Origin of the sequence: Rhodoferax aquaticus, from assembly GCF_006974105.1 — a bacterium.
In the GTDB taxonomy this organism is placed as follows: domain Bacteria; phylum Pseudomonadota; class Gammaproteobacteria; order Burkholderiales; family Burkholderiaceae_C; genus Allorhodoferax; species Allorhodoferax aquaticus_A.
The window spans coordinates 3,257,520-3,277,076 of record NZ_CP036282.1; the positions used below are offsets into that span (position 1 = coordinate 3,257,520).

Genomic DNA, 19,557 nt, shown 5'->3' on the forward strand with positions numbered 1-19,557 from the left:
AGCCCAAGAGTATAACTCGAATTCGGGTTTCTACCTAATTCTTTTTAAAACCAAGCCCTAGTCTAGCTTTAGAAAGTGTTCGCGGTAGTGCGCCAATTCGTCAATCGACTCCTCCACATCCGCCAAGGCAGTGTGCCGTTGCTTCTTTTTAAAAGAAGCTGCAACCTCAGGGCGCCAGCGTTTAGCCAACTCTTTGAGGGTGCTGACATCAATATTGCGGTAGTGAAAAAAAGCCTCCAGTTTAGGCATGTACTTCACTAAAAACCTGCGGTCTTGGCTGATCGTATTTCCACACATCGGTGAGGTATTCGGTGGCACATACTGCGCCAAAAATGCGATCAACTGTTCTTGAGCGTGTTCTTCAGTCATCGTTGAAGCTTTGACTTTATCGATCAAGCCACTTTTGCCATGGGTACCTTTGTTCCATGCGTCCATGGTGTCCAGTTGGGCCTCAGACTGGTGGAGCACGAACACGGGGCCTTCAATGCGTATGACTAGGTGTGGATCCGTCACAATGACTGCGATCTCTAAAATGCGATCCGTCTCAGGGTCTAAGCCTGTCATTTCACAGTCAAGCCAGATGAGATTCTGGGCGGCTTTGCCCAAAGAGGTGATATTTGCTTCCATAGTGCGATTGTTACCTATGACCTAAACTCAACCCCTATGACTGTATTTTTTTCAAGCATTCCAGGCACTTTGGCAATGACACTCGCGTTCGCTTTGGTGTTGACCTTAAGTCTGTTGCTCAAGCTGTGGCTTACCAGCCGACAAGTCCGCCATGTTGCCGGGCACCGTGACGCCGTTCCGGCAGAGTTTCAATCGCAAATATCGCTTGAAGCCCATCAAAAGGCGGCACGCTACACGATTACCAAGGCGCAGTTTGGCGTGCTCGAGTTGGCATGGGGTACAGCCCTATTGCTAGGCTGGACTTTACTGGGCGGTCTCGATCTTTTAAATCAAGGGCTGGCAGTAGTTTTCAGCGGAGGCATGACGCAGCAACTTGCACTCCTGGGAGCCTTTATGCTGATCAACGGCCTCTTGGAGTTGCCTTTTTCTGTGTACCAAACGTTTGTGATTGAGCAGCGTTTTGGTTTTAACAAAACCACGCGCTTTTTGTGGTTTCAAGACCTACTGAAGTCGTCCGTGCTAAGTGTTGTGTTGGGCCTGCCGGTTGCCGCGTTGGTACTCTGGATGATGGCAGCGACTGGCGCATGGTGGTGGCTTTGGACATGGTGTACATGGATGGGTTTCAACTTGCTCATGCTGGTGCTGTACCCAAGCTGGATTGCGCCTTGGTTCAACCAGTTTAAGCCCTTGGAGAATCCTGAGCTCCAGTCGCGAGTGAACGCATTGATGTCCAAATGCGGCTTTAGCGCTAAAGGTTTTTACGTGATGGACGGATCGCGCCGAAGCGCCCACGCAAATGCATACTTCACAGGTTTCGGAGCATCCAAGCGTGTCGTGTTTTACGACACGCTTTTGGCACAACTGTCACCCGCAGAGGTTGATGCGGTGCTGGCGCATGAGCTAGGCCACTTCAAGCACAAACACATCGTCAAGCGCATTGTGTCAATGTTTGCCATTAGCCTGCTTGGCTTTGCCGCCTTGGGGTGGATTAGTCAACAAGCCTGGTTCTATACCGGCTTAGGGGTCACACCAAACCTAGATTCTGCAAACGATGCACTGGCACTGCTGCTTTTCGCGATGACCGCGCCATTGGTTGCCACTTTTGTGGGACCGTTGTTCTCGCAACTCTCGCGTCAACATGAGTTTGAAGCAGACGCTTTTGCTATTGCACAAACCAGTGGAGCAGACTTGCGCTCTGCGCTGCTCAAGCTGTACAAGGACAACGCCTCCACGCTGACCCCTGACCCTGTGTATGTGAAGTTTTATTATTCCCACCCACCAGCCTCTGAGCGCTTAAGCCGAATGGCTGTACCTGCCCGCACCTAGCAGGCCTTCGAAAAAAATGCAAAACTTGAAGACTGCATCTGCTCTAGCCGCTACGCAAATAATAGCAAAGCTAGTGCACCTGAATGGTTGGCGCCTTTTCGGTGATGGGCCAGAGCTCGCGATTGAAAAAGAGTTCAATTTTGACACCCATAGCGCAGCCGCCGCATTTGTTGGATCGGTTGCCCTATTGGCCGCGCAACATGCTCATTTCCCTGACATCGTATTTACACAAGCACGCTGTGTGGTGCGGTGGCGAACCGCCTCAGTGCAAGGCATTTCTCAACTCGACTTCGACGGTGCCGCGCGAATCGATGCATTCTCCGCTCTCCTCTGATAGGTCACATTTTGGCAATCACCACTCAAAAACTAGAACCCGGTCTGGTCGTTGCAGGCCATGGACGACACGTATGGGTGGAAACCAACGATGGCAAGCGGCTCATCTGCCACCCACGCGGTAAGAAAAGCCAAACAGTCGTAGGCGACCGCGTGTTATGGCAAGCGACCGAAGACGAAGGTACCGTAGAGAAAGTTGAGCCCCGGCGCAACCTCTTTTACCGTCAAGACGAGATACGCACCAAAGCGTTTGCGGCCAACCTAGACCAAATCCTCATTCTGATTGCCGCGGAGCCCGAGTTTTCTGAAACTCAGCTATCGCGCGCTTTGATTGCTGCCGAGGCCGAGCAAATCAAAGTCATCATTGCCCTGAACAAAAGCGATTTAAAGGCTCCGTTTGATCTGGCGTGGGACCGCCTTGGCCCCTACCGAGACATGGGCTACACCATGCTCCCTCTTGCTTTGAAGCCACGAACTAACAGCGAGCTGTCAGGAAGTAACGAGCTTACAACACTGATGCCGTTACTGAATGGGCGTACGACACTGGTGCTTGGCCCATCCGGCGCAGGCAAGAGCACCCTTATCAACCGCTTAGTACCAGAAGCTCGGGTGCTGACCAATGAGATATCTACCGCACTCAACACAGGCAAGCATACGACCACCAGCACCAACTTGTATTGGTCGGATACGGCGCGTACGACTGCAGTTATCGACTCTCCTGGTTTTCAAGAGTTTGGACTGAACCATATCGATGCCATGCATCTAGCCGGTCTAATGCCAGACATCAAGGTACATGCGAGCGAATGCAAGTTCTACAATTGCACCCACCTTCACGAGCCCGGGTGCGGCGTCATTTCTGAGCTAAAAAAAGCCGATGGCACAAGCGGAATCAGTGCAAGACGCTACAAAATTTATAGTGATCTATTCACAGAGTTAACTCAGAAGCGCTACTAAACCCAAGGTGAAACAGGCCAAAAGTGCCCGCTTCCCTTGGCTAGCTTAGTAGCTTAGCAAGTGAAATCAGGATGAGAAATACCATCCACATCACAACCGTGCGCCAAACCAAGCCCACTACCGCGCGCAAATGTGTGCCTTGTGCTAGGTTGGCTGGTCCGTCTCGTTCTTGGGGGCCCAACTTAACGTTGACCGCCCCAGACGTGGCCGCCAATATAACGCCGTCATTGTCGCCAGGGTACGCTTGTTCGTGCTGACGCCAACCATCCACTGCCTCTTCGAAACTGCCCACAAACGCAAAGCCCAACGCAGTAGCTCGCGCAGGAAGCCAGTCAATGGCATTCCAAGCCAGTGAAGCATTGGCGATCATCTCCGGACTAACAGGTTGGCTGGAAGGCCCGAGAGGCCGATTTGCATAGCTCTTAACAAACTCTGCTATCCGGTAAATCACCGCTCCAGCAGGGCCAAACCCGACTGCGGCAAGCAAGGTATAGCACGCCAGCACGCCAAATACATAGCGATGGGCGTGCAGGACTGAGTGCTCTATGACGTGGCGAATAATCTCCGTACGCGGCAAGGCTGTCGCATCAATCCGCATCCACTGCGCCAACAAACGTCTTGCGTTCTCCTCGTCCCCCGAGTCCAAGGCATCTCTTATCTTGGTGAAGTGGTGACTAAACTGGCGAAAGCCTAACGTGGAATAGAGAATAGCAATGCTCCACACAGCCGCTGCGGCCCAACCCACAGAGATCACCAAGAGCCAATGCACGGCCAAGGCAACAAAACCCGGCAAAAGCACCGCAATAGTCCACGCTAACCAGGCATGCTGATTCTTGCCCGCATCGAAGTTCGACAGGACCCAACGGACCCAATGACGCACTCCGGTGTGGACTAAGTTGTGTTGCGCCAAGGGTCTTACCTGCTCCAGAAGCAAGGCAATTAATATTGAGATGAAACTCATGGTTCAATCATAGCAATCAACGGTCCACCCGTCGCCGCATTCGGGTCAGGCTCAAACCGACAAAAAACTATAGAGGTTCCTCAGCATGCCAGCGGTCGCGCCCCAGATAAAGCGTTCCGTTTGTTCTTCACAGTACGGCATAGAGAACCACTCACGACTTACTCCAAGCCACTCCATGGCGTGGCGCCTGTGGTTGGCGGGATTCATCAAAAAGGAAAAGGGGACCTCAAAAACTTCGGACACTTCCAAAGCATTTGGGGCAATGATGAATCCATCACGCAGCACCCCAACCACCGGAGTCACCGCAAAGCCGCTTCCCGTGGTGTATTGGGGTAGCGTACCCAGCACTTCAACGTATCGACTTTCAATCCCTACCTCTTCGGCGGTTTCTCGCAATGCGGTGTCGATGGGACTTTCATCGACAGGATCTGATTTGCCGCCAGGAAAGGCAATTTGCCCCGGATGACTCGACATGTGGTTCGGCCGCTGCGTCAATAACACCATCAGCTCAGCGCGCAAGACCAATGGAATCAACACAGCAGCAGGCACGAGGGCCTTATTCGTGAAAGCGGGCTCCCCCGGGATCTCTGGCGTCCACATACTTGCATCCAAAAAATGAGTCCGAACTGCCTCGATATGGAGAGCGGAGGACTGGAGCTTGGGCAAGTGATCATCGACACCTGTAACAGGCACCAATCGCGCATCAAACAAGGGAGGACGGGACACTCTCAACCTCGCCAGATTTTGAAACACGGGTAGACCATTGCGCAGCAATGAAAAAAGCCGTAACAGCTTACGCTGTTACGGCTTTCTGAACGAATCAAACGATCCAACTTCAGCGACTTATTTTGTCTTCTTCGCTGGGAGTTTTTCTTTAATACGTGCAGACTTACCGCTACGGTCACGCAGGTAGTACAGCTTGGCACGGCGAACATCACCGCGACGCTTTACTTCAATACCAGCGATGAGTGGGCTGTAGGTTTGAAAGGTACGCTCGACACCTTCGCCACTAGAGATCTTGCGAACAATGAAACCGCTGTTCAGGCCGCGATTACGCTTGGCAATCACTACACCTTCGTAAGCTTGAACGCGTTTGCGGGTACCTTCAACCACGTTCACACTAACCACTACGGTGTCACCGGGGGCAAAGTCAGGGATAGTTTTTCCGAGGCGAGCAATTTCTTCTTGCTCAAGAATTTGAATCAGATTCATGATTTTCCTAAATGATCATGGACGCGCAGCTGTCGGAATTGACGCCAAAACTTCCACGAGGGAAATAGCCGGCCAGAGGATCTGGTAAGTCGAATATTATAACCTTGCTGCAACAGCCTAGGCAACTGTGTTCCTAAGAGAAGGCAGCGGCCTTCAAACACTATGGACTTGAGTCAAGAGTGCGTAAAAATTCCTCGTCTCGATTGCTCAATAAGCCTGCTCGCCTTGCTGAAACCAATAACTCTGGCCTACGCATTGCAGTAATACGCAAACTCTGTTCACGCCTCCATCGCTCAATATGCCCATGGTGCCCAGACATCAAGACTTCAGGCACAGCAAGCCCGTTCCACACATCAGGACGCGTGTAGTGTGGGCAGTCCAACAAACCACCCAATGCTGGATTAAAACTATCTTGCTGGTGACTGCCCTCTGTATTCAACACACCAGGCTGCAAACGCGCGACTGCGTCCAACAAAGCCATCGCTGCAATTTCTCCACCGGACAACACAAAATCACCAAGGCTGATTTGTTCTGTGACGTGCGCATCAATAATGCGCTGATCGATACCTTCGTAGCGCCCGCATAACAAGACAGCACCCTCACCCGATCCCATGCGCTCAACCACGGCATGGGTTAACGGCTTACCAATCGGTGAAAACAGCACAACCGGGGCTCCAACCGCGCGTTCAGACAAGACCTGGCTCAAGCAAGCATGCAGAGGCTCTGCCATCATGACCATTCCGGGACCGCCACCGAATGGGCGGTCATCCACCCGTTTGTAATTTCCTACGGCGAAGTCTCTGGGATTTGCAAATCGAACATCCACCGCACCAGACTCATAGGCGCGACGCGTGATACCGCTGGACAAAAGCGGTGCAAACAACTCAGGAAACAGGGTAATAACGTCGAAACGCATGGGCTACGACGGACTTAAAAATCAGCTTGCCAGTCCACCAAAATGCGTTTGCCAGGCAAGTCAACGTCATCCACGTAGACAGATACAAACGGAATCATCCGCTCTTGCGCCTTACCGTCCAGCTCAAACTCAATGACTAGAACGGTTTGCGGGCCAGTTGACAGCAAATCTTTCACGACTCCGAGCGCCACACCTTCGCGATTGACAACGTTTAAGCCCAACAAATCAACCCAATAAAACTCATCTTTTTGAGCCGCGGGAAAATTGGCACGAGAAATGAAAATGCGAGCGCCGCGCAAAGCCTCTGCCGCATTGCGATCTAGCACCTTGTGCGCACTTGCCACTACTGAGTCAGAATGCACTTTGGTCTCAGCCACAGTAAGCAGTGCAACTCCTGTGAAATTTTTAGCGCCTTTTTCGGCTGGCAACAGAAACCAGCGTTTGGATGAAAAAAGGGCTTCTGGATCGTTGCTGTACGGAAGTACTTTAAACCATCCTTTGATGCCCCATGCATCTGCAACACGACCTACCTCAATGGCATCATTGGGCAATTCAGCAGGCTCAAGTCCGATCAGCATAGGGTAAGCCTCAATGGGAGGCTGCTTTGCAGCCACCTCCCAAACTGCATTAAGCAGCCTTCTTAGCAGCTTGTTTAATCAAGCGCTCAACGGTAGGGGAAGCTTGCGCGCCCACACCTTGCCAGTATGTCAAACGGTCTTGCATAACGCGCAGACCTTCTTCGTTCGCCGTGGCGCTGGGGTTATAGAACCCGATACGCTCGATGAAACGACCATCGCGACGTGTGCGCTTGTCAGCAACAACAATATTGAAAAACGGGCGGGCTTTAGCACCACCACGAGCGAGTCGAATGACGACCATGATTTATCCTTTGGGTGACGAGAAATGCTCTCGACATGTAATTCAAAGTTGAGACACGCAACTGACCACCCGGACAGTGACACTTTGAATAGCCTTACATTATAACTTATATCGCTTTTACTCCAATATGCCAATTATTCGCCCCGCCAACGACTCTGACCTGCCGCACATCACAGCCATTTATGGACACCACGTTCTGCACGGAACCGGCACATTCGAAACAAGCCCCCCGTCACAGGAAGACATGCAGGCCCGCCGCAGCGATGTTCTTGCCAAAAGTCTGCCCTACCTAGTGATTGAAGAGGGCGCTGAAATTCTAGGATTCGCTTATTGCAACTGGTTCAAGCCGCGTCCTGCGTATCGGTATTCAGCCGAAGACTCCATCTACCTTGCGCCTGCTGCCGCTGGCAGAGGGCTGGGCAAGCTACTACTCACCGAGCTCATCACCCAAGCGGAACGTGCTGGTGTGCGCAAGTTGATTGCCGTCATTGGTGACTCTGCGAACGTTGGATCTGTGGGCGTTCACAAGGCATGCGGATTCACACCAGTTGGAACACTAAGCAACTGCGGCTGGAAGTTCGAACGCTGGCTAGATGTGATACTGATGGAACGCTCGCTAGGGCTGGGTAGCAGCCAATCGCCCAACTAGTTCATCCATGAAAAACAAAACCATCGCCACTTGGCTTGCCTTTTTGGGAGGGCCAGTGGGACTCCACCGTTTTTACCTCAATGGCGGCAAAGACCGCTTAGGGTGGCTGCTCTATATTCCAACCCTGTTGGGCGCCTATGGGATCTGGCGCTCTAAGGCATTTGGCTTAGATGACCCCCTCATTTGGCTCCTTATCCCTCCCCTAGGGTTCACCATTGCAGGGTGTGCGCTGAATGGCATAGTGTTCGGCTTGATGTCTACGGCTAAGTGGAACCATCGGTTCAACCCCCAAAGCACCGCAGATGCCCCGAGTGGTCAAACAAACTGGTTCACCATCATCGGCGTTGTGGCTTGTCTGTTTGTGGGTACATCTGTCTTGATGGCAAGCTTTGCATTCACATTCCAGCGTTACTTCGAGTACCAAGTCGAAGCCGCCCAACAAGACGCTGGGCCTGCCGCCCCTAAAACAACGGCAAACTGACCCATTAGGCAATTGCCGCAACAAAAGCAGCGGCCAAAATAGTTAGACCCGTGCCCACACGATATTGCCGGCAAAACACCAACGCACTGCGCTAGCCCGCTAGGTAGAGCCAAGGCTTACGATAGCGCCAGTGATGGTATGGGTGGGCAACACCGGAATACCCAGGGCTATCGCCAAAAACAAGGTTCTGGCACCGACAGACTCCGCGCAGCAACCGCCCACCAGCTTGAGCGTGGTGATTTTCTGTCCCATCGTTCGCACGATTCGCCACCCGGCGAACATGGTGCCAGCTCCGATGGCGATGTAACACGACACGACGGTCCAAGTGGGGGGGGGTGAGGCATCGCTGGCGGACACATAACCCGTGGCTATCCGCATCATCAAAATAATACCGATTGTTTTTTGTGCATCGTTCCCGCCGTGGCTTAGGCTGTAGGCACCTGCACCTGCACCTGCACCTGCACCTGCACCTGCCAACTGTAGGCGACGAAACTACTTGTCGATCCGCGAGGGCCGGGCGCGACGGAATACCCAAGCTACTGCGACCATCATCAGCGAACCCAACGTAAAGCCTAGCAAAGGCGACACGAAGATGAAGACCACTGTTTCAAAATGCCGGCGGCAATTGAGGCAACTACACCCGCTTTCGCGCTCACCGCACCCGCGATGCCAGCGATCAGCGCATGCGAAGAGCTGCTGGGAATGCCGTAGTACCAGGTAATCACGTTCCAAGCAATGGCGCCGACCAACGCGCCGGACACCATATGGGTATCCGTCATCACGGCTCAATGATGATGTCAATGTGGGGCGCCAGCGACCCCACCCCCATGTGGTTAAGGATGCGGCGGATATCGGTGCGGGTGATGAAGGCAATGGTTCACATCTGCGCGCTCCACTTCGGGCACAGCAGCGGCAACACCGCTTAGATGCGTGCGATGGGCACCGCCCACAGGCAATGGGCCGGGCGCTTGGGTTGCACGGGTTCTACAGGGGCGGGATCCACCTCGCCATCGCCTTGCACTTCCTCAAACACCCCGCCGCCCATGCACACATGAAAATGCACATAAACCAGATGCTCACGCGAAAATGGCTTGAGAAGTCGGGGCATCAAGTGACCCTGGCGGAAAACGAACTGCTGGACGTCGACGCTTTTTGCGCGGCAGCGCTGGGACCTCATCTTGATGTATCTGCAAATGCCGGTCGTAGGAGGCCTTGAAGCAGCACAAAGAATCCGTGCCATGGAGACTGCGGCCTGCCGGGTACCCATCATTGTGGTCACGGTCAAGGCCTGGGAATCCGACCGCGATACGTAGGAAACGGCCGTCATGGACGCGCATCTTGCCAAACTCTTTTATGCCGCGCCGCTCAACAGCATGTTGACCCGATTTAGCTGAACTGAGGGCAAACGTTTCAGCAGCGGCCCCACGCGACTAACCCCAAAGTGCAGTGTCCGGTGCCTGAATGACGTCGTTCTCATAACGCATGGGCACTGCCCGATCCGATTTCTGCAGCAAAGGGCCATCTAAGTCCACATAGGTACATTGTTGGGCCAGCAAAAATGCAGGGGCCATGGCCAGTGAACTACCGCACATATTGCCCACCATCAGACCCATGCCGCGTTGGCGCGCTTCGGCAGCCAGTGCAAGCCCTTCGCTCAAGCCTCCGCATTTATCGAGCTTGATGTTGATGTACTGATAGCGCCCCATCAGCGAAGGGAGGGAAGCACGATCCGTGCAGGATTCATCGGCCGCCAGCGGAATGGGCGATTGCAGGCCATCGAGTTGACTGTCTAAGCCTTGCGGCAAGGGCTGCTCCACCAGCTCCACCCCCGCGGCATGGAGCTGTGGCAAAAGTGCTTTCAGTAAGTCCAAGGTCCAGGATTGGTTGGCATCTACCACCAGGCGCGCCGTTGGATGCTCCTCACGCACCAGTCGCACAATATCCAGATGACGTTGCGCATCGACCTTGAGTTTGAGCAGCGGGTAACCGCGCGCATCACGGGCCTTGCGCCGCGTGGTGGCCTCATCGCCGAGGCCAAGGGTCAAGGCGGTGCTTACCGGCTTTAGCGACGCCAGACCGGCCGCCTTCCACACCGGGATACCGGTTTGCTTGGCCCGCAAATCCCACAGGGCACAGTCCACCCCATTGCGGGCACCACCTGCGGGTAGCAGCTGCATCAGCTCGCCATAACTTAGGCCGTCGTGCAACTTCGGCGCAATAGCGGCAATCTGGGCTGCCATGCTCTCAGTCGTTTCGCCCGCGTAGTCCACCCCGGCAGTTTCTGCATATCCGCTGACTCCTAGCGCATCGGTCAGCTTCACCATGAGCACAGGCTGGTCGGTGATGATATCGCGCGAAATCTCGAAAGGCTCGTGCATAGCCCAACGCTCAGTCGTAGTGGTGCACAGGATCATGGCGTACCCAGTGCCAGCAGGGCTGAGGCGATGGCAGCCACACCGCCACGCATCGGGTCCACCACGGGAAGACCCAGACGGGCTTGTAGTTCGTCCCGGTATGCGGACCAGGCGGCATCGGTCAGCTCGCAGGAGTTGATGCTGATACCTACGCAGCGCACCGCGGTGTTGGTCAATCGGGCAGCTTCCACATAGCGGTCTATCGCCAGCTGCAGATCCGGTATTGGATGGTGCGGATAACCTTCGATGGTGGTGCGAGCCGGGTCATGGCACAGCACCAGCGCATCGGGTTGCGAGCCATGTAACAACCCCAGCGTGACGCCTGCATAGGCAGGGTGAAACAGCGCGCCCTGTCCTTCAATCACGTCCCAGTGACCGTCGGCATTGTCGGGAGACAGCTGTTCTGCTGCACCGGCCACAAAGTCGGAAATGACAGCATCGATCGCCACACCCTCGCCAGCAATCATTACTCCGGTCTGTCCGGTTGCACGGAAGGTGGCCGCGCAACCTTGTGCCTGCAATGCTTTGGTCAGTGCCAACGCAGTGTACTTTTTGCCAAGTGCGCAATCAGTGCCTACCGTAAGCACGCGTTTGCCGCTGCGCCTGCGACCGGTACCGGCCGGAAAGGTCTGGTCGGAGTGGCGCACATCAATCAGCCGAGCACCACTGCGCGCGGCCGCAGCTACCAAGGTGGGGAATGTTGTCAGTCGGGTGTGCTGGCCACTGACCACGTCCATACCGGCGTCTAGCGCCGCTTCCAGCTCTGCCAGCCAGTGCTGCGGCAAAGCACCGCCGACGGCCGCTACACCGACCACGATCGAACCAGCGCCCTGCTGCGCCGCCGCTGCGGGCGCGAGGCGGGGCAGCCCAAGGCTTACGCTACAGGCGGGAAGACTCCACTCGCCCATCACGTCATCGGGACACCAATCGCGCAGCCCGAAAGCGGTCTTGGCGTCAGACTTGATCGTCACATCGCCCAGAAATAGCAGATAGGGTTTGCGCAGTTGGTGCATCGCAGTTTCTTCCATAGTGTTCAGTTCAGGAGTGCCAAGCGTAAGCGCGAATCCGTCCCCCAAGACGGCGCCTACTCCTGACGGGATAGTCTGCTTCGGCATGGAATCGTGCGCGGTCAATAGGGCATATCCCTTTGGGGATAGATGTCGTTTTGGAGGGTGCCATCGGCCGTATTCTTGCGCGGACATGCGCTGTGCATGGCCCCTTCATCCGAATCACTTTGAGGAAAAAACATGCAATTGAAGCACCTGCTCACCATCGTCGGCCTGGCCTGCGTGGTATCGGTTCAAGCCACCGAACTTAAGGAATTGCGCATCGGCACCGATGCAACCTACGAGCCATTTGAATACAAGTCGCCCGATGGCAAGGTGATCGGATTCGAGGTCGATCTGGCCAATGCCATTTGTGCCGAGATGAAGCGAAGCTGCGTGTTTGTGGAGTCTCCCTGGGACGGCATCATCCCTTCACTGTTGGCTAAGAAATTTGACGTGATCATCTCTGGGATGACGATCACCGACGAACGCCGCAAGACGGTCAGCTTCAGCAACAAAATGACTGATATTCCTTACCGCATCATCGTTAAGCGCGGCAGCGGTCAGGACGGCTCGCCAGCCTCGCTCAAGGGTAAGAAAATCGGTGTTCAGAAGGCGACCACCGAGGCCAACTTCGCTGAAAAATACTACGCCAAAGCCGGTGCCATGATCATGCGCTATGAATCTACGCAAGATTCGTATCTCGACCTGAGCGCTGGCCGTGTGGATGCCTTGATCGGCAATTTGGTGGAAATGAAAATGGGGTTTCTGGCTAAGCCTGAGGGCAAACCTTTTGAATTTGCACCTTATGAATTGAAGGATCAGACTATCTTGGGGTACGGCGCGGGTGCGGCCATGCGCCAGAGCGACACCAAGCTCATGTCCGAATTCAATGCGGCTTTGAAAACGGTGCGCGCCAACGGCACCTATAAGAAAATTGCCGATAAGTACTTTGATTTCGACGTCTACGGCAAGTAGTCAGGCAAGCAAAACAGGAAGCGCGGCCTCCAGCAGCCCTTTAGGTCTGCTGGAGGCCGGTGCTTTTTGGTAAATCCGTAGCGGGTCGTTGGTGCCGTCGGGCGAGGCAAACGGTATGCAATTGATAAACAACGAGAAGAGCTCGGCCTGCGATCCAATATCAAGCTTGCGGTGGATGTTCTTGCGGTGAATTTTGATGGTGCCTTCGCTGGTGCGAAGCCGCTCAGCCGTCAGTGCCGAAGAGTAACCGCTGATCATGTAAAACAGCACCTCGCGTTCACGCTTGGTCAGCAGCGAGCTGGCAAAGTTGGCGATCGTGCTTTGCACTTTGCGGTGCGTCAGTTGTTCAGTGTCCACCAATGAAGAGGCAGCGGTGAGCGCATGGTGCTTTTCCGCAGCAGCAAAAATCAGCGGAGCTATGGCCGTGACGGCGATGAAATCGGCATGTTGAAACTGAGGTTGTTTGATGCTGCGTTCGATAAATATGTTGAGTGCGGTGTCAGCATTGATGCGCCACAGCAGGTCGATCGAATCGGACAGGCCGATTTGCGAGTAAAACACCCGGTAGTACTCGCTGTCATAAAAGTCGTCCGGCGCAACATCGCGTAACCAATACACCCCACTGGGGCAGCCCTGTAAAAACAACTGGTAGTTGGGGTCGAGCGCATAGGGGCCGGACAAGAAAGCATCTTCCGGCAGCTTGCGCTCCAGCGGGTTAAAGCGGTGCACGATGCGTCGCGGCCGTTGATGGCGGTGAAACACCATGACTCCGCCGGAATCCAGCGCGCAGGCGTTACCGAGCAAACTCAACACGGTGTCGAACCAGTTGGCATCACCAATGGCCCCAGTCATCGCGGCCAGGGCTTTGACCAAGGCTGGGGTGAGTGGCAGAGACAGTTGGGATTGGTAAGGCGCATTCATCTTCTAGAAGTGTAGCCCCGCCCTGCCGCCAAGAACAGGGGGGCTTTAAGGGGTGCATCGTTCGCTTGTCCCCGAGCGAGCACAGCCAGACAGCATAAACAGAAACCCCACCGTTTGAAGGTAGGGCCTTAACCACGCCTTTCGAGCGACGGAACATCGACTGGGTAATTCAACCACTTGGTGACCGCAGGATTGCAAGTAGGTCACAGGTTTTTGGTTCCCCATCTTGCTGTCTTGAGCAGCTTGAGCAGCTTGAGCCATCACTATGGCGCAATCGCTGTTTGCCGCAATCACCCGCTGATGCGCTGATCCATGTCGCACTCCGGTGCTGCCTTGAGCGTCCAGCGGCGGGCATGGGGCAGTGCCAGCGGGAAGCCAAGTTACTCCTGAATTCATAGCTGTTCGCGCACATTCCACGGGCGCTTGACGCAGATTTCGCATAAAAAAAGCCCCATAGCTCACGCCATGGGGCTTTTGCCCGTAGGGCTAACTCAGGCGCTTAGGCCGTTGTCTTCACCGTGGCAGCAGACTCGGTGTAGTCACTGATCTTGTCAAAGTTCAGGTACTGATACACCTTGTCGCTGGCGGCAGTCAGCACGCCCATGTCCGCTAGGTACTCTTCCTTGGTAGGAATGCGGCCCAGCTTGGAGGCAATGGCTGCCAGTTCGGCAGAGCCGAGGTACACATTGCTGTTCTTGCCCAAGCGGTTCGGGAAGTTGCGGGTCGAGGTAGAGAACACAGTTGCGCCCTCTTTCACCTGCGCCTGGTTACCCATGCACAAGCTGCAGCCTGGCATTTCCATGCGGGCACCGGCACCACCCAGCACACCGTAGTGGCCTTCGTCGCTCAGTTGCTTGGCGTCCATCTTGGTAGGTGGTGCGATCCACAGCTTGACTGGGATGTCGCGCTTGCCTTCCATCAGCTTGGACGCTGCACGGAAGTGGCCAATGTTGGTCATGCACGATCCGATGAACACTTCGTCGATCTTGGCACCGGCCACTTCGGCCAATGTCTTCACATCGTCCGGATCGTTGGGGCATGCCACGATAGGTTCGTGGATGTCGGCCAAGTCGATCTCGATGACGGCTGCGTACTCCGCATCTGCGTCGCCCTTAAGCAGCTCGGGGTTCTTGAGCCAGGCTTCCTGGGCTGCGATACGGCGGGCCAAGGTGCGGGCATCGGAGTAACCATTGGCAATCATCCACTTCATCATGGTGATGTTGCTGTTGACGTACTCTTGGATCGGCTCTTTGTTCAGGTGCACGGTGCAACCTGCGGCAGAGCGCTCAGCAGACGCGTCGGACAACTCAAACGCCTGCTCGACCTTCAGGTCTGGCAAGCCTTCGATCTCCAAGATGCGGCCAGAGAAGATGTTCTTCTTGCCCTTCTTCTCGACGGTCAGCAGGCCGGCCTTGATCGCGTACAGCGGAATGGCATTCACCAAGTCACGCAGGGTCACGCCAGGCTGCATCTTGCCCTTGAAGCGCACCAGCACCGACTCAGGCATGTCCAAAGGCATCACGCCCGTTGCGGCAGCAAACGCAACCAAACCGGAACCTGCAGGGAAGCTGATCCCGATAGGGAAGCGGGTGTGGCTGTCGCCACCGGTGCCCACGGTGTCTGGCAGCAACAGGCGGTTGAGCCAGGAATGGATCACGCCGTCACCGGGGCGCAAGCTGATACCGCCGCGGGTGCTGATGAAGTCAGGCAGCTCGTGGTGCATCTTCACGTCCACTGGCTTGGGGTAAGCCGCAGTGTGGCAGAAGGACTGCATCACCAAGTCAGCAGAGAAGCCCAGGCAAGCCAAGTCTTTCAGCTCGTCGCGGGTCATCGGGCCGGTGGTGTCTTGCGAGCCAACCGAAGTCATCTTGGGTTCGCAGTAGGTACCGGGGCGCACGCCTTGGCCTTCGGGCAAACCACATGCACGACCAACCATCTTCTGGGCCAGGCTAAAACCCTTCTTGGTGTCAGCGGGGTTCTGGGGCAGGCGGAACAGCGTGGAAGGTGCCAGGCCCAAAGCTTCACGGGCTTTGGCAGTCAGGCCACGGCCGATGATCAAGGGAATACGGCCACCAGCGCGCACTTCGTCAAACAGCACATCGCTCTTGACTTCGAAAGATGCAATCTCTTTGCCGTCCTTGAAAGCCTTACCGTCATAGGGGCGCAGTTCCACCACATCGCCCATGGCCATTTGACTCACGTCCAACTCAATCGGCAACGCGCCGGAGTCTTCCATAGTGTTGTAAAAAATCGGGGCAATTTTGCCGCCCAGACAGACCCCACCGAACCGCTTGTTAGGGACAAATGGAATGTCCTCGCCGGTAAACCACAACACGGAGTTGGTCGCTGACTTGCGCGACGAACCCGTACCCACCACATCGCCCACGTAGGCCACGAGATTGCCCTTTGCGCGCAGTTCTTCCAGGAACTTGACCGGGCCACGCTTGCCATCTTCTTCAGGGGTAATACCGGGGCGGGCATTCTTGTGCATTGCCAACGCATGCAAAGGAATGTCAGGGCGGCTCCAAGCGTCGGGTGCAGGAGATAGGTCGTCGGTATTGATTTCTCCAGCGACCTTGAAAATGCTGACCGTAATGGACTTGGGCACTTCAGGGCGGCTGGTAAACCACTCGGCATCGGCCCAGCTCTGCAGCACGGCTTTAGCGAAAGTGTTGCCCTTGTCGGCCTTTTCCTTCACGTCATGGAACTGGTCGAACATCAGCAAGGTTTTCTTCAGGCCCTCTGCAGCTTCGGCGGCCACGGCAGCGTCATCCAGCAGATCCACCATGGGGCTGATGTTGTAGCCGCCCAGCATGGTGCCCAGCAACTCAGTGGCGCGGGCCCGGGAGATCAGGGCGCACTTTTCAGTGCCGTGGGCCACAGCAGCCAAGTAGCTGGCTTTGACCTTGGCAGCATCGTCCACACCTGCGGGCACGCGGTGGGTAATCAGTTCGACGAGCGTTGCCTCTTCGTCGGCGGGGGGCGACTTCAGCAACTCAATCAACTCACCCGTTTGTTTGGCGGTCAAAGGCAAAGGGGGAATACCCAAGGCAGCGCGTTCGGCTACGTGGTCTCGGTAAGCTTTCAACATCTTGTTCACTCCTTAAAAATTGGTAATTTGGCTGCTTGCGCCCATCTTATATGCGCAAGCCGCTATCTATTTAGTAGCAGTAGCAACACCCTGACCCGCTGGCGGGACAAGCACAGGAAGGGTCGCAACCGTACCGATTGGGGCGTCCAGCAAGCCGGGGCCGCCGGCACTTTCCATGGCTTTGGCGACTGCGGTGGCCTCCGGGCTCATGCAAGCATCAGCCAAGCGTTTGCCTTGCTTCTGGTTCATGAGCATAGATTTGTTGGCCAATTGCAACCACACCCAGCCTGAGGCCACATCCTCTAGGCGCACTGCCCCCGTGCTGGTAGCCACAGGGATCATGGAACGTCGCTCTCGCCCAAGTTGGACGAAAAAACGACCAGGCATCTGGGTATCGCGGGATACATGGACGCGCGCGTCCAACTCGCAGGGTAACTCGCCGACATGTACTCGGTCTGCGAGCAGCATTTGTTCCTCTGAAATAGCCTCAAAGGCAGCGATCGCTGGCACGGGCGCTGCTTTGGCCTTTGCAGGCAAGCGCTTAACAGGCGCTGGTTTGGCGCTGGACGAGGCATTGGTGCTCTGGGCCTGGGCACCTGCAAACCCCAAACCCATGGACATGAAGAAAACCATAAATGCGTGACGCATGCTGTTCCTATCCGTGCACTAGGCACTAAAAAATGAACTAAGTTCAGCCGGCATGGCAATTCCCGTTTGGTGGGCGCGCTCCAGTACCTGCCAGTAATAGCGAAAGCTCGCACGGTCATGCAATGCGCCAGCGACAGAAATGGGGGCCCACTGTGCGGCATGGGCTTTCACAATAATCTCGGTCGCTTGGTCCACGGCCTGCGCACTGGGAGAGAAAGCCTTGAGGATGGGCCGAATCTGGCTAGGATGGATGCTCCACATGCGGGTGTAGCCCAGGGCCGATGCCGCGTAGCGCGCAGCACGCTCCATGGCAGCCGAATCGCTGAACTCTGTCACCACGCAATGCGAAGGCACCTTGCCGCTTGCATGGCAGGCACTGGCAATCTCGGTCTTGGCACGCACCACCAAAGGATGGTGAAACTGGTCCAAGCCATGGCTATCCGTTGCGCCACGTACACCCATCGCACTGGCGGGTATGGCCCCCGCATGGGAAGAAACAAAGTCCATCAAGCCAAAGCTCACCGACTGCACCCGGGGATGTGCCGCAATTTCATAGACGCGATGTACTGCGCCTGGGGACTCCACCAATACATGGATGGGCAGCACCTGGGCTTGAATTGGTGTGGCAGCGTCGATGGCGCGCAAGGCCCTATCCACATCGACCACAGACTCCACTTTGGGCAGCATGACGTAGCTCAGTGCTTGCGCAGCGCCCCCCACAATGGTTTCCACATCCGACAAAAAAGCAGGGTGATCCACCGCATGTAGGCGAACCCCTACGCGCGGAACCACCTCATTCGCTCCCAAATTGATAGCAGACTGCGCACTATTGGCGAGCGCAACCACCATATTTGCCTGATCCACCTCACCCCCAACGGGTGCACCGTCTTCGCAATCCAACGTTACGTCAAAAACACAAGTACCAAACTCCTGCGCCATCTCACGCTGAAGTTGCAGGCTCTTGCGCATCCGCGCTTCCACGCCGCTGTAGTGATCACAAACAGGCAACAAGCCTGCCCCACTTTGGGCACCCAGCAGCACTTCGCGCGGATGGCTCATGAACGTAACTCGCTCAGCCAAATCGCTTAGAGCAAGTGGGCAACGCCAGCTTGTTCGTCTTGCAACTCTTTCAAGGTCACGTTGATGCGTTCTTGGGAGAACGCATCGACGTCTAGGCCTTCCACCACTTTGTATTCGCCGCCTTCACAGGTCACTGCGTAGCCAAACATGGTGTCTTTAGGAATGCCGTATTGGCCATCCGAAGGGATACCCATGGTGACCCACTTGCCATTGGTGCCCAAGGCCCAGTCACGCATGTGGTCGATGGCTGCATTGGCAGCAGAAGCCGCGGACGACACGCCACGTGCCGCGATGATGGCTGCACCGCGCTTGCCAACAGTAGGCAAGAAGGTGTTGGCATTCCACTCGTGGTCGTTGATCATGTCCTTCACGCTTTGTCCATTCACAGTAGCGAAACGGTAGTCGGCGTACATCGTGGGTGAGTGGTTGCCCCACACCGCCATTTTTTCGATATCGGCCACAGCCTTGCCGGTCTTGGCAGCGATTTGGCTCAGGGCGCGGTTGTGGTCCAGACGCAGCATGGCGGTGAAGTTCTTGCGTGGCAGGTCAGGCGCGCTCTTCATGGCAATGTAAGCGTTGGTGTTGGCAGGGTTGCCGACCACCAAGACCTTCACGTTGCGGCTAGCCACTGCATTCAGCGCTTTACCTTGTGCAGTGAAGATTTCTGCATTCACGGCCAACAACTCGGCACGTTCCATGCCTGGGCCACGTGGACGCGAACCGATCAACAAGGCGTAGTCCACGTCCTTGAAGGCAGCCAAGGGGTCGCTGTGCGCTTCGATGCCCACCAACAATGGGAATGCGCAGTCTTGCAACTCCATGATCACGCCTTGCAGCGCTTGCTGGGCTTTTTCAACAGGAACTTCCAACAGGCTCAACACCACGGGTTGGTCTTTGCCCAACATCTCGCCAGAGGCGATGCGAAACAAAATGGCGTAACCGATTTGACCTGCTGCGCCAGTGACGGCAACGCGAACGGGCTTCTTGCTCATGGTGAAAACTCCAGGAAGGTTGTAAAAATGACCACTGTCCGGACCGCAT

Annotated in this window: 22 protein-coding genes and 1 pseudogene; 7 read left to right on the top strand and 16 right to left on the bottom strand. The window is 55.6% G+C overall.

Annotated elements, in window-relative coordinates:
* Positions 1-57: 57 nt before the first annotated feature.
* Positions 58-627, bottom strand: coding sequence for an oligoribonuclease (gene orn / locus EXZ61_RS14960; protein WP_142812527.1), 570 nt, complete (start codon positions 625-627; stop codon positions 58-60).
* Between the two features lie 75 nt (positions 628-702).
* Between orn and EXZ61_RS14965 the strand changes: the two genes are divergently transcribed.
* Genes EXZ61_RS14965 through rsgA form a run of 3 tightly spaced genes read left to right on the top strand, consistent with a single transcriptional unit; the run spans position 703 to position 3,240 of the window.
* Positions 703-1,953 carry a M48 family metallopeptidase gene (locus EXZ61_RS14965; protein ID WP_425353583.1) on the top strand — a complete coding sequence of 417 codons (1,251 nt, stop codon included), beginning with the start codon at positions 703-705 and terminating at the stop codon, positions 1,951-1,953.
* A 16-nt stretch (positions 1,954-1,969) separates the two neighbouring features.
* Complete coding sequence (locus EXZ61_RS22610) at positions 1,970-2,287, top strand: 4a-hydroxytetrahydrobiopterin dehydratase (protein ID WP_142812528.1); 318 nt, start codon at positions 1,970-1,972, stop codon at positions 2,285-2,287.
* An 11-nt stretch (positions 2,288-2,298) separates the two neighbouring features.
* On the top strand, positions 2,299-3,240 hold the full coding sequence (rsgA, locus tag EXZ61_RS14975) for a ribosome small subunit-dependent GTPase A (protein ID WP_237218976.1): 942 nt from the start codon (positions 2,299-2,301) through the stop codon (positions 3,238-3,240).
* Between the two features lie 40 nt (positions 3,241-3,280).
* Here rsgA and EXZ61_RS14980 read toward each other — a convergent pair whose 3' ends face one another.
* From EXZ61_RS14980 to rpsP, 6 genes are all read right to left on the bottom strand, one after another.
* Complete coding sequence (locus EXZ61_RS14980; RefSeq protein ID WP_142812529.1) at positions 3,281-4,201, bottom strand: cobalamin biosynthesis protein; 921 nt, start codon at positions 4,199-4,201, stop codon at positions 3,281-3,283.
* A gap of 51 nt (positions 4,202-4,252) precedes the next feature.
* Complete coding sequence (locus EXZ61_RS14985) at positions 4,253-4,801, bottom strand: CoA pyrophosphatase (RefSeq protein ID WP_342590554.1); 549 nt, start codon at positions 4,799-4,801, stop codon at positions 4,253-4,255.
* 243 nt (positions 4,802-5,044) lie between these two features.
* Complete coding sequence (rplS, locus tag EXZ61_RS14990) at positions 5,045-5,413, bottom strand: 50S ribosomal protein L19 (RefSeq protein ID WP_142812530.1); 369 nt, start codon at positions 5,411-5,413, stop codon at positions 5,045-5,047.
* Between the two features lie 160 nt (positions 5,414-5,573).
* Positions 5,574-6,329 (bottom strand): tRNA (guanosine(37)-N1)-methyltransferase TrmD, encoded by a 756-nt coding sequence (trmD, locus tag EXZ61_RS14995; protein WP_142812531.1) that lies wholly within the window; start codon positions 6,327-6,329, stop codon positions 5,574-5,576.
* Between the two features lie 14 nt (positions 6,330-6,343).
* On the bottom strand, positions 6,344-6,907 hold the full coding sequence (gene rimM / locus EXZ61_RS15000; protein WP_142812532.1) for a ribosome maturation factor RimM: 564 nt from the start codon (positions 6,905-6,907) through the stop codon (positions 6,344-6,346).
* A 49-nt stretch (positions 6,908-6,956) separates the two neighbouring features.
* Positions 6,957-7,208: a 30S ribosomal protein S16 gene (gene rpsP / locus EXZ61_RS15005; protein ID WP_142812533.1), complete on the bottom strand. Its 252-nt coding sequence runs from the start codon at positions 7,206-7,208 to the stop codon at positions 6,957-6,959.
* A gap of 127 nt (positions 7,209-7,335) precedes the next feature.
* Between rpsP and EXZ61_RS15010 the strand changes: the two genes are divergently transcribed.
* Together EXZ61_RS15010 and EXZ61_RS15015 are read left to right on the top strand one after the other, a co-directional pair.
* A complete protein-coding gene (locus EXZ61_RS15010) occupies positions 7,336-7,857 on the top strand; it encodes a GNAT family N-acetyltransferase (protein ID WP_142812534.1) in 522 nt (173 codons plus the stop codon).
* 7 nt (positions 7,858-7,864) lie between these two features.
* The gene (locus EXZ61_RS15015) at positions 7,865-8,338 is read left to right on the top strand and encodes an NINE protein (RefSeq protein WP_142812535.1); all 474 of its coding nucleotides are present in this window, start codon (positions 7,865-7,867) and stop codon (positions 8,336-8,338) included.
* Between the two features lie 4 nt (positions 8,339-8,342).
* On the opposite strand, the pseudogene EXZ61_RS15020 reads toward EXZ61_RS15015, so the two are convergent.
* Positions 8,343-9,117, bottom strand: a pseudogene (locus EXZ61_RS15020) (anion permease); the annotation flags it as partial.
* 143 nt (positions 9,118-9,260) lie between these two features.
* Positions 9,261-9,446 carry a hypothetical protein gene (locus EXZ61_RS22615; RefSeq protein WP_142812536.1) on the bottom strand — a complete coding sequence of 62 codons (186 nt, stop codon included), beginning with the start codon at positions 9,444-9,446 and terminating at the stop codon, positions 9,261-9,263.
* 70 nt (positions 9,447-9,516) lie between these two features.
* Here EXZ61_RS22615 and EXZ61_RS22405 point away from each other — a divergent pair, with 70 nt between their 5' ends.
* Positions 9,517-9,651 carry a response regulator gene (locus EXZ61_RS22405; RefSeq protein WP_142812537.1) on the top strand — a complete coding sequence of 45 codons (135 nt, stop codon included), beginning with the start codon at positions 9,517-9,519 and terminating at the stop codon, positions 9,649-9,651.
* A gap of 117 nt (positions 9,652-9,768) precedes the next feature.
* Here the strand turns inward: EXZ61_RS22405 and EXZ61_RS15035 are convergent, their stop codons facing one another.
* Together EXZ61_RS15035 and EXZ61_RS15040 are read right to left on the bottom strand one after the other, a co-directional pair.
* The gene (locus EXZ61_RS15035; RefSeq protein WP_168224783.1) at positions 9,769-10,716 is read right to left on the bottom strand and encodes a dipeptide epimerase; all 948 of its coding nucleotides are present in this window, start codon (positions 10,714-10,716) and stop codon (positions 9,769-9,771) included.
* Positions 10,717-10,748: 32 nt separating this feature from the next.
* Positions 10,749-11,765, bottom strand: coding sequence for an N-acetyltransferase DgcN family protein (locus tag EXZ61_RS15040; RefSeq protein ID WP_142812539.1), 1,017 nt, complete (start codon positions 11,763-11,765; stop codon positions 10,749-10,751).
* A gap of 234 nt (positions 11,766-11,999) precedes the next feature.
* Between EXZ61_RS15040 and EXZ61_RS15045 the strand changes: the two genes are divergently transcribed.
* Entirely contained in the window at positions 12,000-12,776 is a 777-nt protein-coding gene (locus tag EXZ61_RS15045; protein ID WP_142812540.1) for a transporter substrate-binding domain-containing protein, read from the top strand.
* On the opposite strand, the gene EXZ61_RS15050 is transcribed toward EXZ61_RS15045, so the two are convergent.
* From EXZ61_RS15050 to EXZ61_RS15070, 5 genes are all read right to left on the bottom strand, one after another.
* Entirely contained in the window at positions 12,777-13,697 is a 921-nt protein-coding gene (locus tag EXZ61_RS15050) for a helix-turn-helix transcriptional regulator (protein WP_142812541.1), read from the bottom strand.
* Between the two features lie 499 nt (positions 13,698-14,196).
* Complete coding sequence (gene acnB, locus EXZ61_RS15055) at positions 14,197-16,788, bottom strand: bifunctional aconitate hydratase 2/2-methylisocitrate dehydratase (protein WP_142812542.1); 2,592 nt, start codon at positions 16,786-16,788, stop codon at positions 14,197-14,199.
* 66 nt (positions 16,789-16,854) lie between these two features.
* Positions 16,855-17,436 carry a hypothetical protein gene (locus tag EXZ61_RS15060; protein WP_178084861.1) on the bottom strand — a complete coding sequence of 194 codons (582 nt, stop codon included), beginning with the start codon at positions 17,434-17,436 and terminating at the stop codon, positions 16,855-16,857.
* 18 nt (positions 17,437-17,454) lie between these two features.
* Complete coding sequence (locus EXZ61_RS15065; protein WP_142812543.1) at positions 17,455-18,495, bottom strand: HpcH/HpaI aldolase/citrate lyase family protein; 1,041 nt, start codon at positions 18,493-18,495, stop codon at positions 17,455-17,457.
* 26 nt (positions 18,496-18,521) lie between these two features.
* A complete protein-coding gene (locus tag EXZ61_RS15070) occupies positions 18,522-19,508 on the bottom strand; it encodes a malate dehydrogenase (RefSeq protein WP_142812544.1) in 987 nt (328 codons plus the stop codon).
* Positions 19,509-19,557 lie beyond the last annotated feature (49 nt).

Excerpts from the sequence above, each read along its gene's own strand:
- orn (WP_142812527.1), bottom strand. The coding sequence starts at position 627 with ATGGAAGCAAATATCACCTCTTTGGGCAAAGCCGCCCAGAATCTCATC.
- EXZ61_RS14965 (WP_425353583.1), top strand. The coding sequence starts at position 703 with ATGACACTCGCGTTCGCTTTGGTGTTGACCTTAAGTCTGTTGCTCAAG.
- EXZ61_RS22610 (WP_142812528.1), top strand. The coding sequence starts at position 1,970 with ATGCAAAACTTGAAGACTGCATCTGCTCTAGCCGCTACGCAAATAATA.
- EXZ61_RS14980 (WP_142812529.1), bottom strand. The coding sequence starts at position 4,201 with ATGAGTTTCATCTCAATATTAATTGCCTTGCTTCTGGAGCAGGTAAGA.
- EXZ61_RS14985 (WP_342590554.1), bottom strand. The coding sequence starts at position 4,801 with ATGTGGACGCCAGAGATCCCGGGGGAGCCCGCTTTCACGAATAAGGCC.
- rplS (WP_142812530.1), bottom strand. The coding sequence starts at position 5,413 with ATGAATCTGATTCAAATTCTTGAGCAAGAAGAAATTGCTCGCCTCGGA.
- trmD (WP_142812531.1), bottom strand. The coding sequence starts at position 6,329 with ATGCGTTTCGACGTTATTACCCTGTTTCCTGAGTTGTTTGCACCGCTT.
- rimM (WP_142812532.1), bottom strand. The coding sequence starts at position 6,907 with ATGCTGATCGGACTTGAGCCTGCTGAATTGCCCAATGATGCCATTGAG.
- rpsP (WP_142812533.1), bottom strand. The coding sequence starts at position 7,208 with ATGGTCGTCATTCGACTCGCTCGTGGTGGTGCTAAAGCCCGCCCGTTT.
- EXZ61_RS15010 (WP_142812534.1), top strand. The coding sequence starts at position 7,336 with ATGCCAATTATTCGCCCCGCCAACGACTCTGACCTGCCGCACATCACA.
- EXZ61_RS15015 (WP_142812535.1), top strand. The coding sequence starts at position 7,865 with ATGAAAAACAAAACCATCGCCACTTGGCTTGCCTTTTTGGGAGGGCCA.
- EXZ61_RS22615 (WP_142812536.1), bottom strand. The coding sequence starts at position 9,446 with ATGCCCCGACTTCTCAAGCCATTTTCGCGTGAGCATCTGGTTTATGTG.
- EXZ61_RS15035 (WP_168224783.1), bottom strand. The coding sequence starts at position 10,716 with ATGCACGAGCCTTTCGAGATTTCGCGCGATATCATCACCGACCAGCCT.
- EXZ61_RS15040 (WP_142812539.1), bottom strand. The coding sequence starts at position 11,765 with ATGCACCAACTGCGCAAACCCTATCTGCTATTTCTGGGCGATGTGACG.
- EXZ61_RS15045 (WP_142812540.1), top strand. The coding sequence starts at position 12,000 with ATGCAATTGAAGCACCTGCTCACCATCGTCGGCCTGGCCTGCGTGGTA.
- EXZ61_RS15050 (WP_142812541.1), bottom strand. The coding sequence starts at position 13,697 with ATGAATGCGCCTTACCAATCCCAACTGTCTCTGCCACTCACCCCAGCC.
- acnB (WP_142812542.1), bottom strand. The coding sequence starts at position 16,788 with ATGTTGAAAGCTTACCGAGACCACGTAGCCGAACGCGCTGCCTTGGGT.
- EXZ61_RS15060 (WP_178084861.1), bottom strand. The coding sequence starts at position 17,436 with ATGCGTCACGCATTTATGGTTTTCTTCATGTCCATGGGTTTGGGGTTT.
- EXZ61_RS15065 (WP_142812543.1), bottom strand. The coding sequence starts at position 18,495 with ATGAGCCATCCGCGCGAAGTGCTGCTGGGTGCCCAAAGTGGGGCAGGC.
- EXZ61_RS15070 (WP_142812544.1), bottom strand. The coding sequence starts at position 19,508 with ATGAGCAAGAAGCCCGTTCGCGTTGCCGTCACTGGCGCAGCAGGTCAA.